Consider the following 15,639-nt stretch of genomic DNA (forward strand, 5'->3'; position numbering starts at 1 on the left):
CCCGGCGAGAACGGTTACTGCTTGACCAGCGGGCAGGCCGCGTCCATCGGACGGAAAGCCTGCTGGGCCGGAATCACCGACAGCAGCTTGAGGTAGTCCCACGGCGCCTTGGATTCGGCCGGGGTCTTGACCTGGTACAGGTACATGTCGTGGATCACGCGGCCGTCCGGACGGATCGAGGCGTTGCGCATGACCACGTCGGAGATCGGGATCTCGCGCATCTTCTGCGAGACCACCTTCCAGTCGGCGGTCTTGGCGGCGGCGCGCGCCTTCAGGAAATGCAACACGCTGGAATACACGCCGGCCTGCACCATGGTCGGCTTGTTGTTCTTGAACTGCGCCTCGAAGCGCTTGGAGAAGGCGCGGGTCTGCTCATCGTAGTCCCAGTAGAAGCCGTCGGTGTAGACCAGGCCCTGGGCCGCATCCAGGCCCAGCGCGTGGACATCGGACAGGAACACCAGCAGCGCCACCAGGCGCTGGTCCTTGCCGCCCACCGCGAACGAGCGCGCCTGCTTGATGGCGTTGACCACGTCGGTGCCACCGTTGGCCAGGCCGATCACTTGCGCCTTGGAAGCCTGCGCCTGCAGCAGGAAGGACGAGAAGTCCGAGGCGTTCAGCGGATGGCGCACCGAGCCCACCACGGTGCCGCCGTTGGCCTTGACGACATCGGCCGCGTCCTTCTCCAGCGAGTGGCCGAAGGCGTAGTCGACGGTGACGAAGTACCACGACTTGTTGCCCAGCTTGGTCAGCGCGGCAGCCGCGCCGGCGGCCTGCGAGTAGGTGTCGAACATCCAGTGGAAGCCGTTGGTGGCGCATTCGGCGGTCGTCAGCGCGCCGGTCGCCGGGCCGCTGTACATGGCGATGCCGCCCTTTTCCTTGATCAGCTTTTGCACCGCCAGCGCCACCGAGGAGTTGGTCAGGTCGGCGATGGCCTCGACCTTGTCGCGGTCCAGCCACTCGCGCGCGCGGGTCACGCCCACATCGGGCTTGTTCTGGTTGTCGGCCGAGAGGATCTCGATCTTCATGCCTTTACATTCGGCCTTGAGGCAGTCTTCCACCGCCATCTTGGCGGCCACCACCGAACCCTGGCCGCCCATGGCGGAGTACGGGCCGGACATGTCGGTCAGGATGCCGACCTTGACCGTGTTGGCGTCCTGCGCCATGACCGGGGCGCCAAACAGGGAAATCGCACAGGCAACAGCAGCGGCCATGACGGAACGGCCGAGTACGTTCTTACGCATTTTGTCTCCTTGATATTGTCATTTTTGTCGGTCACGCCCGGCGTTACGTCGACGCCGGGTCATGCCGCATTCCTCCTGCTGCCGGAAAGCCTGTTTCCTCTGCAGCAGGTGCATTTTGCATGTGCGTTAATATCGGTACAATAAACATAAATCCAAAATGCTTTTGCACCAATGCAAAACACGATAAAACCGCCCGCAGGAGACCGCATGCTGGACTGGGACAACCTCAGGATCTTTCTCGAACTCACGCGCAGCCAGGGGCTGGTGGACGCCGCCAAGAAGCTGGGCATCGACCACTCCACGGTGTCGCGCCGCATGAAGCGCTTCGAGGAACAGGTCGGCAGCCAGCTGTTCGACCGCAACAACCACGGTTACAAGCTGACCGCCGACGGCTACCGGCTGGTGGAGTACGCCGAAAAGATCGAAAGCACCGTCTACGCCGCCGCCGAAGAGCTGGGCGGACACAACAGCAAGCTCTCCGGCCAGGTGCGTCTGGGCGCCACCGAAGGCTTCGGCACCTTCGTGCTGGCGCCGCACATCGCCCACTTCTGCGCGCGCAACCCGCACATCACGGTGGACATGCTGCCGATGCCGCGCTTCGTGAATCTCTCCAAGCACGAGGCCGACATCAGCGTCTCCATCGAGCGCCCGCTGTCCGGTAATTACGTGGTCACAAAACTGTCCGACTATGTGCTGAAGCTCTACGCCACGCGCGAGTACCTGGACAAGCACCCGCCCATCCGCAGGCTGGCCGACCTGGAGCGGCACAACTTCATCGGCTACATCGACGATCTGGTGTTCAGCGAGGAATTGCGCTACAAGGACACGGTCGCTCCCGATTCCTTCCGGGCCTTTCGCAGCACCAGCGTGGTGGCGCAATACACGGCCGCCTGCGCCGGCCGCGCGCTGGCCATCCTGCCCTGCTTCCTGGCCCAGCAGTCGGACCAGCTGGCGCCGGTGCTGGAGGACGAGGTGGCCATCACCCGCACCTTCTGGCTGGTGGCTTCCGCCGAGCAGCGCCATGTCGCGCGCGTCTCCGCGCTGTGGAGCTACCTGCGCGAATGCGTGGAGATGAACCGGGATTTTTTGATGGGCGATTCGCGTCAGATGCGCTGGCAGGCCTGATCCCCGATCGGTCAGCGCCAGCGTCAAATCGGTTTAACCCCGCCGGAAAGCCGGCTGCAAAGCCGGCCGGACCCGGCCTACCCTCCAAGGAGATGAAGATGGCAGCGAAGAAAATCCTGTTGTTGACCGGTGATTTCGCCGAAGACTACGAGACCATGGTGCCCTTCCAGGCGCTGCAGATGGTCGGCCATACGGTGCACGCCGTGTGCCCCGGCAAGAAGGCCGGCGACAAGGTCAAGACCGCCATCCACGACTTCGAGGGTGACCAGACCTATACCGAAAAGCCGGGCCACAACTTTGCCCTCAACGCCAGCTTCGACGAGGTCAGCGCCGCCGGCTACGACGCGCTGGTGGTGGCCGGCGGCCGCGCCCCCGAATACCTGCGCCTGAACCCCAAGGTGATAGAGCTGGTGCAAGGTTTCGCCAAGGCCGACAAGCCGATCGCCGCGGTCTGCCACGGCCCGCAGGTGCTGGCTGCGGCCGGCGTGCTGGAAGGCAAGAAGGTCTCGGCCTATCCGGCCTGCGCGCCGGAAGTGAAGCTGGCCGGCGGCCAGTTCGCCGACATCGCGGTGGACGCCGCCATCACCGACGGCAAGCTGGTGACCGCGCCGGCATGGCCCGCGCATCCGGCCTGGCTGGCGCAGTTCCTGACGGTGCTGGGGACGAAGATCGAGCTCTGATTTCCGGGCCACCAACAAGGAAAACGCACCCATCGTGGTGCGTTTTTATTTTTCCCGTGCGCTCTGCGAAGCAGCGCTGGCGTTCGTCGACCAGTCGAATCTGCTCCGTGCTCAACATGAACCGGCGCACATCCAGACTATTTGTCCCCGTACTCTAGCCATATTACGGTATCAAGTTCTGCGAGACTCTTGGCCATGTGGTGTGGGTTTTGCGTGATGGCAGCACGGAGCTTCTTTGCCAAATCAATATATCGCGCACCTTCGCTGGCTCCACGCGGAGCCCTGAATCGGATCACTTTCAGGTAAGTCCGGACCGGTTTGTCCAACACTGGATACAAAAAGGGAAACTCCAGGCAGAGCATTTCCGACAAGAATGAGGCGCGAGAGGAATTTCCAAGTTCGCATAAGCGATCTATCTCTTGCGAAACCACATCATCCCTTTCTTGCTTCGTTGCCTGAAAGATCTTCAGATAACTGCGCGCAAGCTCTTGGAAATTACTCGATTTCCCCCTCCGCTCCCAACCTGCACCTTGCAGGCGATTGCCGATTTCGGAGTTCCAGCGCTCCTGGAGTTTTTCATAGAAGTCTTCAGACGATATAGATCCATTTGCGCACTTCCTGAATATCGCGAGCAAGCGAGACCGGCTGCGTTGATATGCAGCTATCTGCCCCCTGCGCCTCTCAATGTACTCGCGCATTCCTTTGGGCTTGGGCAACTTGAACGAAACAAGAGCGCCCTCGGAAGAGGCAGTTCCCCTTCTGGCCGTATGACTCGCATTTCTTGGAGCTTCTTTGTACTCATCCAACCAATCCTCCGACACCGGCACGGAGGCTTCTTCTATTTCAGAAATCCAGTTTTTGGCACTCTCAAAATCCTTTGCAGAAATAGTTGAAAATATGTTCACTTCGTAATTCGAGTCGAATGCAGCCTTGGTCAGGTTTGACGAACCCACAATGGCAAAATGCCTTCCTGCCTGATCTCGCCAAAAAACAGCCTTGGGATGAAACCCCATCAATGAATCCGCAACGAGAAATTGGCTTTTCCTGCGCGCGGGCAACCAAGTCATCACATCTTCACAAGCAGCTTTTCTTGTAATTCCAAAATCCTTCCCGATGATCATCCGAAACCTCTTGCATTCAGGGTTCAGGGCGAGACTTTTGTCCCATTCGGTCAGATATGCCGTTACCACGAACAACTCGACGGCACTGGAAAAAGCATCCCTATAAATATCTGCCAAGCGCCCGGTACCGCTTGGCGTATGAAGCAATAATTCCATTCGACTCCCCCTTGATTAACAGAAACATATCGCCGTCGATATTAATCGAATATGGCGAACTGCTCAGCTCATGCCAAATCGCTCTTGCTCATACAAATGTTACCAACATGCTCCCCCTCTCTGGTTTGCTGTTCTGCCACAGTAATTGCTGCAGCCGCTAGAATCGGCGCTTTCCATCGACGATTTTTTCGCGGCCGCACAATATGCCCGGAGATGATCCGTCTTCAGGGCATGCAGTCGATTCCCAACCATCAGGCAATGAGCGACAAGGACAGCGAGATTACCGCCACCGTGCTGCGCGAACGCGCGCGGCTGGGCGGCTTCATCCGCCGCCGCGTGGCCGACGCCGGCGAAGCCGAGGACATCCTCCAGGATGTGTTCCACGAGTTCGTCCGCGCGTATCGCCTGCCCGAACCGATCGAGCAGGTCAGCGCCTGGCTGTTCCGCGTGGCCCGCAACCGCATCATCGACCGCTTCCGCAAGAAGAAAGAGGAGCCGCTGGCCGAACCCGGCGACGCCGAAGACTTCGAGGCGGCCGACGGCGCATGGCGGCTGGACCTGGTCCTGCCGGCCGGCGACGACGGCCCGGAGGCGGCCTATGTCCGCTCGGTGATGCTGGAAACGCTGCAGCAGGCGCTCGACGAGCTGCCTGAAAACCAACGCGAGGTGTTCGTCGCGCATGAGCTCGACGGCATCAGCTTCAAGGAAATGGCGGCCGCTTCCGGCACCAGCCTCAATACCCTGCTGGCGCGCAAGCGCTATGCGGTCCTGCACCTGCGCGAGCGGCTGCAGGCGGTTTATGACGAATTGGAGATGTGATGGATCAAGATCTGGATCAGGACAAGCAACAGCCGCCGCAATGGATGCCGGCCAGGCGGCCGCGCCGCTTGCGCATGGGGTTCCTGCTCAAGGCCGTGTGCGCCGTGCTGTGCGTGGGCGTGCTGGGCGGCGCGGTGATGCTGCTGTGGAACTGGGTGGTGCCGCCCATCTTCCCGGGCGCGGCGGCCATCGGTTTCTGGCGCGCGCTGGGATTGCTGGTGCTGTGCCGCATCCTGTTCGGCGGCTTCCGCGGCCGCCACGGCGGCTGGCACGAGAAGAAGCGCCGCATGCGCGAGCGCTGGCAGGCGATGACGCCGGAGGAGCGCGAGCGCTTCGAGTCGCGCATGTGCATGTTCGGCCGCCGCCGCGCCGAACGCCGGGACGAATGAGCATGGGCTCCGCATTCCCGATGCAGGCGGCCAACTGCAAGCAGCCGCCGGGCATGATCGTGCCGGTGGTCAACCTCGGGCGCTGCGAAGGCAAGGCCGACTGCGTGCCGGTGTGCCCGGAAAACGTGTTCGAAGTGCGCCGCATCGACGACGCCGATTTCGCCGCGCTGGGTTTCCTCAACCGCATGAAGCTGCGGGTGCACGGCATGCAGGTCGCCTATACGCCCAATGCCGACGCCTGCCGCGCCTGCGGCCTGTGCGTCAAGGCCTGCCCGGAGCACGCCATCACGCTCAGGCGCCGCTGATCCGGCGCAACACGATGCCCGCGCCGCGGCCCGATCGGCCGCCGGCGCACTCCTCCCCTCACGAAGACAGGAGCCAACATGCACCAGCCTCACCCCGCACCGGTTCGCCGCGTCGTCGTCGCCGGCGCCAACAGTCCGACCGGCCGCCTGCTGCTCCTGCTGCTGCGCGACTCCGGCATCCACGCTACCGCCCTGGTGCGCCGGCCGGAGCAACTGGTCGCCGACGAAGTCATCGCCCACTGGACCGGCAATCCGCAAAGCGCCGACGCCATCGCCGCCGCCGATGCGGTGGTGCTGCTGACCGGCGTCATCGGCGCCGATCACTGGAGCGCCTACGAGCAAGGCATGGTCGGCACCGCGCGCCGCGTGGCGCAGGCGGTGGGCGCGCGCGGCACGCGGGTGGTGTATTTCTCCTCGCTGCTGGCCGATGCCGGCTCCGAGAACTGGTACCTGCGCGCCAAGGGCATGGCCGAGCAGGTGCTGCGGCAATTGCCGGGCAGCGTGATCTTCCGCCTCGGCCCGGTGGTGCGCGGCAGCCCGCAGCCGCTGCCTTTCGAACAGGCGCTGCTGCAGCAGTCGCCCGATGCGCCGGTGGTCTTGTACGGCGACCGCGCCGAGACGCGCACCAGCCGTCCCATCAACCTGGGCGACGTGGCGACGATTGCCGAATCGGCGGCGCTGGGCATGGGCACGGCGGGAATCCACGAACTGGGCGGCCCGGAAGAACACAGCCTGGCGCAGCTGGTGAAGCTGGCCAACGGCGGGGAAGTGACGGTGCGCACGGCGCCGCTGCAGACGCTGGCCTGCCCCACGCTGCAGCGCTCGGTACGCGACCTGCTGGCGCGCATCGCGGCCCCGCGCGATGCCGCCGCGGCCGCCGCCACCGCGGCCGAGTTCGGACTGCGCCTGACGCCGCTGTCGCTGGCCTGGCCACTGGATGCGATGGAAACCTGAATCCGCTCAGGTCTGCGGCAACGGCAACACCCCGTCGCGCCAGTCACGCTCCGTCAAACCGATAGCCGCAAACGGATCGACCAGCGTGCCCGCCACCATCGCAGCCAATATCTGCGGCGCCGGCGGCACCAGCGACAGGCGCGCGGCAAGTTTGTCGCGCACCCAGGGCAGCCAGGAAGAATCGGACTGGTAGAACGGCGTGAACGCGGCCGACATCATCTGGAACGTCCTGACATGGCGGCGCCTTGACGCCGCATAACGCGGCAATGCCTGCTCCGGCGACGACGATGCCTGCAAGGCATGCGCCAGCGCGCGCGCATCCAAGAGGGCCATATTGGCGCCCTGCCCCAGCTGCGGACTGGTGGAATGCGCCGCATCGCCGATCACCGCCAGCCTTTCGCCGTAGGGCAGCGGCAAGGTGTGATGCCCGTAGCGCGCGAGCGTCATCTGCTCGAACGATGCGATCTGCGCCAGATAAGGTTCGCACTCCGGCCACAAACGATGTATCTCGTCTTTCCACCGTTCTATGCCGGCCTGCTTCAGGAGTTCCACCTCGTCCGGCTTGGTGCTCCAGAAGAAGGCCGTCATCGGCCCGTCCTGCGCGGACGGACGACCGATCGGCAGCACCCCGATCATGGTGCTGGCGCGGCGATAGCGCTGCACCAGTGAATTGACGCCGAACGCCGCTCCCGGCTGCGCCCGCAATGACACCCAGAACGCGCCGTAGGGCAAGGGCCTGGGCTCGCAGCTGCGCAATGCATGGCGGCGCAATCGGGAACGGGCGCCGCTGGCGTCGATGACCAGGTCGAAGCCGCCCAGCCGGCCGCCGCCGGCAGTCAGCAGCCATGCCTGCCCGCCCTGCTGGTCCATGCCGGCAATGTCGTGACCGGTATCGATAGCTATCCCCTCTTGCAATACCGCCTCGAACAACACGCCGAACAGCGCCGCACGATGCACGGCAATCCCGTAGCGGCCGCCGCGGATCGCGTCATAACGCACATCCAGCACGGTGTTGCCGGTGGCGGCATCGGCGCCGTAAAGACGGTCGATGCGATGACCGAGCGCGGCGATGCGTTCGAACAGACCGAGATCGGCCAGCACCGTCAGGCCGGTGGGTTGCAGGATCAGGCCGGACCCCAACGGGGACGGCTGCAAGAAGCGCTCAAACAGCGTCACCCGATGGCCGGCGCGTTTGAGGTACAAGGCCGTCGCCAGCCCCGCGGGTCCGGCGCCGGCAATGGCCACATGCAATCGCTTCATGCGGACACCCGGGCGCAACGGCGATTCAGGCGAAGGAGAACAGACGAGCGCGGGAGGAACACAGCAGCCTTTCTTGTCGTTGCGGATACGGTGTCATCACCATCATTTGCCGGCCCTGGTCCAGGCCGGCGCAGTCTTTTCCAGGAAGGCGCGCAAGCCCTCCTTGCCCTCGTCCGAGGCCCGCAGGTCGGCGATCACGCCGGCGGTGTATTCCGCCAGCTCCGGCGTGACCTTCAACGGATTGGCTACCTGCGCCAACTGCTTGGCCGCGCGCATGGCCTGCGGGCCGTTGGCCAGCAAGGTGGCCAGCATGTGCTCGACCTTGTCGTCCAGTTCGGTGGCCAGCACCACTTCATGCACCAGGCCGACGGCGGCGGCGCGGATGGCCGAGAAACGTTCGCCGGAAACGAAATAGCGGCGCGCCTGCGACACCCCCATCTTGGCCACGACATACGGGCTGATGGCGGCCGGCGCCAGGCCCAGCTTGACTTCCGAGAGCGCGAAGAAAGCCGCCTCCGAGGCGATCGCGATGTCGCAGCACGACACCAGTCCCACGCCCCCGCCCATGACCGCGCCCTGCACCTTGGCGATGGTCGGCGCTGGGAAGCTGTTCAGGGTCTCCATCAGCAGCGCGAGATTGCGCGCGTCGCGCAGGTTGTCCTCGCGGGTGGCGTCGGCCATGCGCCGCATCCAGCCGAGGTCGGCGCCGGCAGAAAAGGACTTGCCGGTGGACGCCAGCAGCAGCACGCGGGTGCGCTGGTCGTCGCGGGCTTGCGTGATCAGGTCGATCAGGTGGGCGATCAGCTTGTCGTCAAAGGCGTTGTGGACGTCGGGGCGGTTCAGGGTGATGGTGGCCACGCCGCGGCTGTCGATGTCGAGGTAGGCTGCTGCTTCTGCTGACATTGTTTCTCCTGGGTGATTTCTGGTTTGCTGTCGAGGATAGCTCAAAAAGTTTGTGGAGATTGTTGGTTTGGAGACAGTGAGGTGGATTGCTTGCTTGGGGTGCTACGGAGCTTGGTTTGGGTGGCGCTGTTCCCGGCCTTCGCTGGATGGGAAGCGACGTGGTCCGGATTGCTTGTTTGAAGCAGAACATGCCCGTTTTTTTGAGAAGCGCTGTGCCGGGACTTTTATGTGGTCTCGATGCCAGTTCAACGGCGCGCCTCGCCGGGCAACAAAAAAGCCCGCATGGCGGGCCTCGGGCTTCGTTCCTGGCGTGAATTGTCGGCGACGCACGGGCCGAGGTCGCCCGATATCCGCTGCGCCGGCGGAGGGATTCACCGCATCGGCAAGCCCGGCGTCATTTGCCTGCGCAGACTATCCAGTCCCCTGCGATATGCCCCGGCACATCGCCAGGCGCGGAAAATAAAAAAGCCCGCGAATGCGGGCTTTTCTTGTCCTGGCGTCCCCACGGGGATTCGAACCCCGGTACTCACCGTGAAAGGGTGATGTCCTAGGCCTCTAGACGATAGGGACAAATCTGGTACCGATACTGCTTCCATCTGATTTACCTGATGACCGGCTAGGCAACCGCCTGGTCCATCACACCGCACAACATCTGCGGGTCGCTGGTGGAGGTAAGCGGGATCGAACCGCTGACCTCTTGCATGCCATGCAAGCGCTCTCCCAGCTGAGCTATACCCCCTGCGAAGTAAAAAGCCCGCTTATGCGGGCCCTATAAACAACCCGAATGATCGGATCATTTAAGCTGGCGTCCCCACGGGGATTCGAACCCCGGTACTCACCGTGAAAGGGTGATGTCCTAGGCCTCTAGACGATAGGGACATACACTGCTGCTACCGGCACTGCTTTTACTGCTGCAACGCCGATATGAAATCTGGCGTCCCCACGGGGATTCGAACCCCGGTACTCACCGTGAAAGGGTGATGTCCTAGGCCTCTAGACGATAGGGACATTCCGGTACTGCTAATTTCTACATCCAAGATTCGCTTGGAATATCACCGCAAAACTGCTGCGGGTCGCTGGTGGAGGTAAGCGGGATCGAACCGCTGACCTCTTGCATGCCATGCAAGCGCTCTCCCAGCTGAGCTATACCCCCTTGCGAAGAAGCGAGATTATGCAATACCTATTTTCAAAAGACAACATGTTTTTTGAAAATCCACCTTATTTTTTATACAAAAGCCTTCAGGCGCGCCGACACCACGTCGCGACCGAACAACTGCAGCACGGCGTCGATGGCCGGGGTCTGCAACTGGCCCGCCACGATCAGGCGCAAGGGCATGGCCAGCTGGGGCATTTTCAGCTTGTGGGCGGCCAGCACTTCCTTGATCATCGGCGCGATCGCTTCCTTGGTCCATTCGACCGTGGCGCAACGCTGCGCGAACTCGGCCAGCGCCGGCTTGATGGCGTCGGTGATGTGCTGCTCGACCAGCGCCGCTTCCGGCGCCGGCTGGCGGTAGAACATCAGGGCCGCGGCGGCGATCTCGTTGACGGTGTTGGCACGGTCCTTCAGCAGGCCGATCACGGCCGCCAGGTCCGGCGCGCCGTCGAAGGAGGCGCCCTCCTTCTCCAGCAGCGGGCGCACCAGCGTCGCCAGGCGCGCATTGTCGGCCAGCTTGATGTAGTGGTTGTTGAGCCAGTTCAGCTTCTCGGGATTGAACTGCGCCGCCGAGCTGGTCAGGTGATCGAGGTCGAACCATTCGCAGAACTGCTGCATCGAGAAGATCTCGTCGTCGCCGTGGCTCCAGCCCAGGCGCGCCAGGTAGTTCAGCATGGCTTCGGGCAGGTAGCCCTGGGCCGGGTAATCCATCACCGACACCGCGCCGTGGCGCTTGGACAGCTTCTCGCCGTCGGCGCCCAGGATCATCGGCACATGGCCGTATTCCGGCAGCTTGCCGCCCAGGGCCTTGAGGATGTTGATCTGGCGCGGGGTGTTGTTGACGTGGTCGTCGCCGCGGATGACGTGGGTGATCTTCATGTCCCAGTCGTCCACCACCACGCAGAAGTTGTAGGTCGGGGTGCCGTCCGGGCGCGCGATGACCAGGTCGTCCAGCTCGCGGTTGGAGATGGTGATCTGGCCCTTGACCACGTCGTTCCAGGTGACGTCGCCGTCGATCGGGTTCTTGAAACGGACCACCGGCGTGCGGCCTTCAGGGATGGCCGGCAGGGTCTTGCCCGGCTCCGGACGCCAGGTGCCGTCGTAGCGCGGCTTGTCGCCGGCGGCGCGCTGGCGCTCGCGCATGGCTTCGACTTCCTCGGGCGAGCAATAGCAGTGGTAGGCGGTGCCCTGCTCCAGCATCTGCGCCACCACTTCGCGGTAGCGGTCCATGCGCTTCATCTGGTAGAACGGGCCTTCGTCATGTTCCAGGCCCAGCCACTGCATGCCCTCGATGATGGCCTGCACGGCTTCCGGCGTCGAACGCTCCAGGTCGGTATCTTCGATGCGCAGCACGAAGGTGCCGCCGAAGCGGCGGGCATAGGCCCACGAGAACAGCGCGGTGCGGGCGCCGCCCAGGTGCAGGTAGCCGGTGGGGCTGGGAGCGAAACGGGTACGTACGGTAGTTGCGGTCATGATCGGAACAGGTAAAAACCAAAACGGCCTTGGCATGCCAAAGCCGTCCAGCGGTCAGGTCGTCATTCGGAAAGCCGCTATTTTACCGCCATTGGCGGCCGCCACGCCATGCCGGCCGCAGCGTCGCCGCCAGCGGCCATGCTTACTTCACCGTGATGTTGATGGTCTTGGCCATGGCCGGGCCGTAGGACTGGTGGGCGCCGTTGGCGAACTGCGCGGTCAGCTTGTACTTGCCGGGCGGCAGCGTCACCTCGGCCTCGGTCTGGCCCTTGCCATAGTGCAAGTGGGTGTCGTCCATGGGGATGGGCTCGCCCGCCTTGATCGGCCCCTGGTTGATCAGCAGGTGATGGTGGCCGGTGCCTTCGACGATTTCATTGGCCGGATGCACGGTCATGCCCTTGACGCCGAACTTCACCTTGAACGGACTGGTGACGGTGGCGCCGTTCTTCGGCTCGAGGATGGATACCGATTTGTCGGCGGCCTGGGCGCTTGCGGCGGCGAGGCCCGCGGCCAGCAGCGATGCGGCGAACACGGCGCGAAGCAGGCGCGGATGAGCTTGAGCGATCATGGTCTATTCCTTCTTATGGTGGTTGGACTGCCTACACAAAAAACGAACAACTCCGAAAACCCGCTCCCCTGGAAAAACGGCGCCGCAAAACCGCCGGCGCCGCCCTCTCACACGCGTCACCGCCGCATCGTCAGTCGTTCTGCACCACGATGCTGGGGAACTTGCTGGTCATGTCGCGGGCTTTCTCGGCCACTTTGACCGCCACCCGGCGCGCAATGTTCTTGTAAATGTCGGCGACCTTGCCGTTGGGGTCGGCCACCACGGTGGGCGTGCCGGAATCGGTCTGCTGGCGGATCTCCATGGTCAGCGGCAGCGCGCCCAGGAAATCCACGCCAAAGTCCGCGCACATGCGCTCGCCGCCGCCCACGCCGAAGATCGGCTCGGCATGGCCGCAGTTGGAGCAGACGTGCATGCTCATGTTCTCGACGATGCCGAGGATGGGGATGCCCACCTTCTCGAACATGCGCAAGCCCTTGCGCGCGTCCAGCAGCGCGATGTCCTGCGGCGTGGTCACGATCACGGCGCCGGTCACCGGCACCTTCTGCGACAGCGTCAGCTGCACGTCGCCGGTACCCGGGGGCATGTCGACGATCAGATAGTCAAGGTCGCGCCAGTTGGTCTGGTCCAGCAGCTGCTGCAGCGCCTGGGTCACGATCGGGCCGCGCCACACCATCGGCTCGTCGGGATCGATCATGAAGCCGATCGACGACACCTGCAGGCCGTGGTTCTCCATCGGCTCCATGGTCTTGCCGTCACGGGTTTCCGGCTGGCCGGAGATGCCCATCATCATCGGCTGCGAGGGGCCGTAGATGTCGGCGTCCAGGATGCCCACCTGCGCGCCCTCGGCGGCCAGCGCCAGCGCCAGGTTGACCGCGGTGGTCGACTTGCCCACGCCGCCCTTGCCGGAGGCCACCGCGATGATGTTCTTGACGTTGCTCTTCAGCTTGATGCCGCGCTGCACCGCATGCGCGACGATCTTGAAATAGACATTGGCCTCCACGCCGGTCACGCCGGGCAGCTTGCCCAGGGCGTCCGTCACCAGCTGGCGGATCGGCTCGACCTGGCTTTTGCCCGGATAGCCCAGCTCCACGTCCAGCAGCACGCGGCCGCCGTCGACGCGGATGTTCTTGGCTTCCTTGCCGCTGACCAGGTCGCGCCCGGTATTGGGATCGATCACCTGCAACAGGGCAGCCTTGATTTCTTCCACGGTGATGCTCATTGTTTCTCCTTGCTCAGAACCCGCAAGTCTATCCCAATCGGCCCCGCGCCGCCTTGCCTTGACAACAACGGACGAGCCCGGCCGCAGCGCCGTTTTGCTTGGCAAAACATCAACTGCTGCGCCGAGAGGGCCACGGCTGCTAGAATGGCTCTCTTTTTCCACCACCCACGCCTCGTCAGTATTGCCAATGAGCACCTCAGCATCCCGCCAACTCTTCGTCACCACCGCACTCCCCTACGCCAACGGCGCGTTCCACATCGGCCACATCATGGAGTACATCCAGGCCGACATCTGGGTCCGGTTCCAGCGAATGCAGGGCAATGAGGTCCACTTCGTCGGCGCCGACGACGCGCACGGCGCGCCGATCATGATCGCGGCCGAAAAGGCCGGCATCACGCCGCAGCAGTTCGTGGCCAACATCGCCGCCGGCCGCAAGCAATACCTGGACGGCTTCCACATCGCCTTCGACAACTGGAGCTCCACCGACAGCCCGGAGAACCACGCGCTGTCGCAGGACATCTACCGCGCCCTGCGCGACGAAGCCAAGCTGATCTCGACCAAGACCATCGACCAGTTCTTCGACCCGGTCAAGAGCATGTTCCTGCCGGACCGCTACATCAAGGGCGAATGCCCCAAGTGCGGCACCAAGGACCAGTACGGCGACTCCTGCGAGAACTGCAGTGCAGTCTACTCGCCGACCGACCTGAAGAACCCGTACTCGACCTTGTCGGGCGCGACGCCGGTGATGAAGTCGTCCGAGCACTTCTTCTTCAAGCTGTCCGACCCGAAGTGCGTGGAGTTCCTGCGCGAATGGGCGCTCGACAACAACCGCCTGCAACCGGAAGTGGCCAACAAGTGCCGTGAATGGCTGGACGGCGAAGGCGGCCTGGGCGACTGGGACATCTCGCGCGACGCGCCCTACTTCGGCATCGAGATCCCGGACGCGCCGGGCAAGTACTTCTACGTCTGGCTGGACGCGCCGATCGGCTACCTGGCCTCGCTGAAAGACTATTTCAACAAGACCGGCCGCGACTTCGACGCCTTCATGGCCGACGAAAAGACCGAGCAGTACCACTTCATCGGCAAGGACATCACCTACTTCCACACGCTGTTCTGGCCCGCCATGCTGAAGTTCGCCGGCCGCAAGACGCCCAATAACGTCTTCGCCCACGGCTTCATCACCGTCTCCGGCGAAAAGATGTCCAAATCGCGCGGCACCGGCATCTCGCCGCTGCGCTACCTCGACATCGGCATGAACCCGGAATGGCTGCGCTACTACATCGCCGCCAAGCTCAACGCCAAGGTGGAAGACGTCGACTTCAATCCGGACGACTTCGTGGCCCGCGTCAATGCCGACCTGATCGGCAAGTACGTCAACATCGCCAGCCGCGCGGCCGGCTTCATCGCCAAGCGCTTTGAAGGCCGTGTCGCCACCGGCTGGGCCACGGCCGACGACGCCTTCCTCGCCAAACTGCGCGGCGTGGCCGACGAGATCCGCACCCTGTATGAACAGCGCGAATACGGCAAGGCCCTGCGCCAGGTGATGGAACAGGCCGACGTCATCAACGCCTACGTCGACGCCAACAAGCCCTGGGAACTGGCCAAGGACGCCGCCAAGGATGCTCTGCTGCACGAAGTCTGCAGCCGCCTGCTGGAAGCCTTCCGCATCCTGACCGTGTACCTGAAGCCGGTGCTGCCGCAACTGGCCGCCCAGGTGGAAGCCTTCCTCAACGTGCAGCCCTTCCAGTGGAGCGACGTCGGCGCGCCGCTGGCCGACGGCCACGTTATCAACGCCTACGCGCACCTGATGCAGCGCGTCGACCCGAAGATGCTGGATGCGCTGTTCGAAGCGCCCGAAGCCGCCGCGGCGCCTGCCGCTGCGGCCGAAAGCGCCATCGAGGAGCTGGCCCCGGAGATCTCCATCGACGACTTCGCCAAGATCGACCTGCGCATCGCCAAGATCGTCAACTGCGAAGCCGTGGAAGGCTCGACCAAACTGCTGCGCCTGACGCTGGACGCCGGCGAAGGCCGCATGCGCAACGTGTTCTCCGGCATCGCCTCGGCCTACAAGCCGGAAGAGCTGGTCGGCAAGCTGACCGTGATGGTGGCCAACCTGGCGCCGCGCAAGATGAAGTTCGGCGTGTCCGAAGGAATGGTGCTGGCCGCATCCAGCAAGGATGAGAAAGCCAATCCGGGCATCTACGTGCTCAACCCGTGGCCGGGCGCCGAGCCGGGCATGCGGGTGCGTTGAGCCGGGGATAACCGGACGCCGC

14 protein-coding genes and 5 tRNA genes are annotated in these 15,639 nt (G+C 63.7%); 7 read left to right on the forward strand and 12 right to left on the reverse strand.

The window, feature by feature from the left end; translation table 11 throughout:
• Positions 1-14: 14 nt before the first annotated feature.
• Positions 15-1,241 (reverse strand): ABC transporter substrate-binding protein, encoded by a 1,227-nt coding sequence (locus CEJ42_RS03880; protein ID WP_088750068.1) that lies wholly within the window; start codon positions 1,239-1,241, stop codon positions 15-17.
• A gap of 207 nt (positions 1,242-1,448) precedes the next feature.
• Here CEJ42_RS03880 and CEJ42_RS03885 point away from each other — a divergent pair, with 207 nt between their 5' ends.
• Entirely contained in the window at positions 1,449-2,366 is a 918-nt protein-coding gene (locus CEJ42_RS03885; protein WP_079215521.1) for a LysR family transcriptional regulator, read from the forward strand.
• Positions 2,367-2,464: 98 nt separating this feature from the next.
• Complete coding sequence (locus tag CEJ42_RS03890; protein ID WP_088750223.1) at positions 2,465-3,046, forward strand: DJ-1/PfpI family protein; 582 nt, start codon at positions 2,465-2,467, stop codon at positions 3,044-3,046.
• Between the two features lie 137 nt (positions 3,047-3,183).
• Here the strand turns inward: CEJ42_RS03890 and CEJ42_RS03895 are convergent, their stop codons facing one another.
• Complete coding sequence (locus tag CEJ42_RS03895; RefSeq protein ID WP_088750069.1) at positions 3,184-4,323, reverse strand: phospholipase D family protein; 1,140 nt, start codon at positions 4,321-4,323, stop codon at positions 3,184-3,186.
• A 231-nt stretch (positions 4,324-4,554) separates the two neighbouring features.
• On the opposite strand from CEJ42_RS03895, the gene CEJ42_RS03900 reads away from it, so the two are divergent.
• The 4 genes from CEJ42_RS03900 (at position 4,555) to CEJ42_RS03915 (ending at position 6,790) form a co-directional block, all read left to right on the forward strand.
• On the forward strand, positions 4,555-5,142 hold the full coding sequence (locus CEJ42_RS03900; RefSeq protein ID WP_079215523.1) for an RNA polymerase sigma factor: 588 nt from the start codon (positions 4,555-4,557) through the stop codon (positions 5,140-5,142).
• Positions 5,142-5,531 (forward strand): hypothetical protein, encoded by a 390-nt coding sequence (locus CEJ42_RS03905; RefSeq protein ID WP_079215524.1) that lies wholly within the window; start codon positions 5,142-5,144, stop codon positions 5,529-5,531. Before CEJ42_RS03900 ends, CEJ42_RS03905 begins: the two co-directional genes overlap by 1 nt.
• A 2-nt stretch (positions 5,532-5,533) precedes the next feature.
• Positions 5,534-5,836, forward strand: coding sequence for a 4Fe-4S binding protein (locus tag CEJ42_RS03910; RefSeq protein WP_243397769.1), 303 nt, complete (start codon positions 5,534-5,536; stop codon positions 5,834-5,836).
• Positions 5,837-5,914: 78 nt separating this feature from the next.
• Positions 5,915-6,790 carry an SDR family oxidoreductase gene (locus CEJ42_RS03915; protein WP_088750070.1) on the forward strand — a complete coding sequence of 292 codons (876 nt, stop codon included), beginning with the start codon at positions 5,915-5,917 and terminating at the stop codon, positions 6,788-6,790.
• A gap of 6 nt (positions 6,791-6,796) precedes the next feature.
• Here CEJ42_RS03915 and CEJ42_RS03920 read toward each other — a convergent pair whose 3' ends face one another.
• From CEJ42_RS03920 to apbC, 10 genes are all read right to left on the reverse strand, one after another.
• Positions 6,797-8,050 (reverse strand): FAD-dependent oxidoreductase, encoded by a 1,254-nt coding sequence (locus CEJ42_RS03920; protein ID WP_088750071.1) that lies wholly within the window; start codon positions 8,048-8,050, stop codon positions 6,797-6,799.
• Between the two features lie 102 nt (positions 8,051-8,152).
• Complete coding sequence (locus CEJ42_RS03925; RefSeq protein ID WP_079215528.1) at positions 8,153-8,953, reverse strand: enoyl-CoA hydratase-related protein; 801 nt, start codon at positions 8,951-8,953, stop codon at positions 8,153-8,155.
• Between the two features lie 494 nt (positions 8,954-9,447).
• Positions 9,448-9,523, reverse strand: a tRNA-Glu gene (locus CEJ42_RS03930).
• A 93-nt stretch (positions 9,524-9,616) separates the two neighbouring features.
• A tRNA-Ala gene (locus tag CEJ42_RS03935) sits at positions 9,617-9,692 on the reverse strand.
• 64 nt (positions 9,693-9,756) lie between these two features.
• A tRNA-Glu gene (locus CEJ42_RS03940) sits at positions 9,757-9,832 on the reverse strand.
• 53 nt (positions 9,833-9,885) lie between these two features.
• Positions 9,886-9,961: transfer RNA gene (locus CEJ42_RS03945), tRNA-Glu, on the reverse strand.
• 69 nt (positions 9,962-10,030) lie between these two features.
• Positions 10,031-10,106: transfer RNA gene (locus tag CEJ42_RS03950), tRNA-Ala, on the reverse strand.
• Between the two features lie 72 nt (positions 10,107-10,178).
• Complete coding sequence (gltX, locus tag CEJ42_RS03955; protein WP_079215529.1) at positions 10,179-11,579, reverse strand: glutamate--tRNA ligase; 1,401 nt, start codon at positions 11,577-11,579, stop codon at positions 10,179-10,181.
• Between the two features lie 142 nt (positions 11,580-11,721).
• Positions 11,722-12,147: a DUF4399 domain-containing protein gene (locus CEJ42_RS03960; RefSeq protein WP_079215530.1), complete on the reverse strand. Its 426-nt coding sequence runs from the start codon at positions 12,145-12,147 to the stop codon at positions 11,722-11,724.
• Between the two features lie 130 nt (positions 12,148-12,277).
• On the reverse strand, positions 12,278-13,366 hold the full coding sequence (gene apbC, locus CEJ42_RS03965) for an iron-sulfur cluster carrier protein ApbC (protein ID WP_088750072.1): 1,089 nt from the start codon (positions 13,364-13,366) through the stop codon (positions 12,278-12,280).
• 187 nt (positions 13,367-13,553) lie between these two features.
• Between apbC and metG the strand changes: the two genes are divergently transcribed.
• A complete protein-coding gene (gene metG, locus CEJ42_RS03970; RefSeq protein WP_088750073.1) occupies positions 13,554-15,617 on the forward strand; it encodes a methionine--tRNA ligase in 2,064 nt (687 codons plus the stop codon).
• The last annotated feature ends 22 nt before the right edge of the window (positions 15,618-15,639 follow it).

This window comes from Herbaspirillum robiniae, assembly GCF_002213415.1.
Lineage (GTDB): Bacteria > Pseudomonadota > Gammaproteobacteria > Burkholderiales > Burkholderiaceae_D > Herbaspirillum > Herbaspirillum robiniae.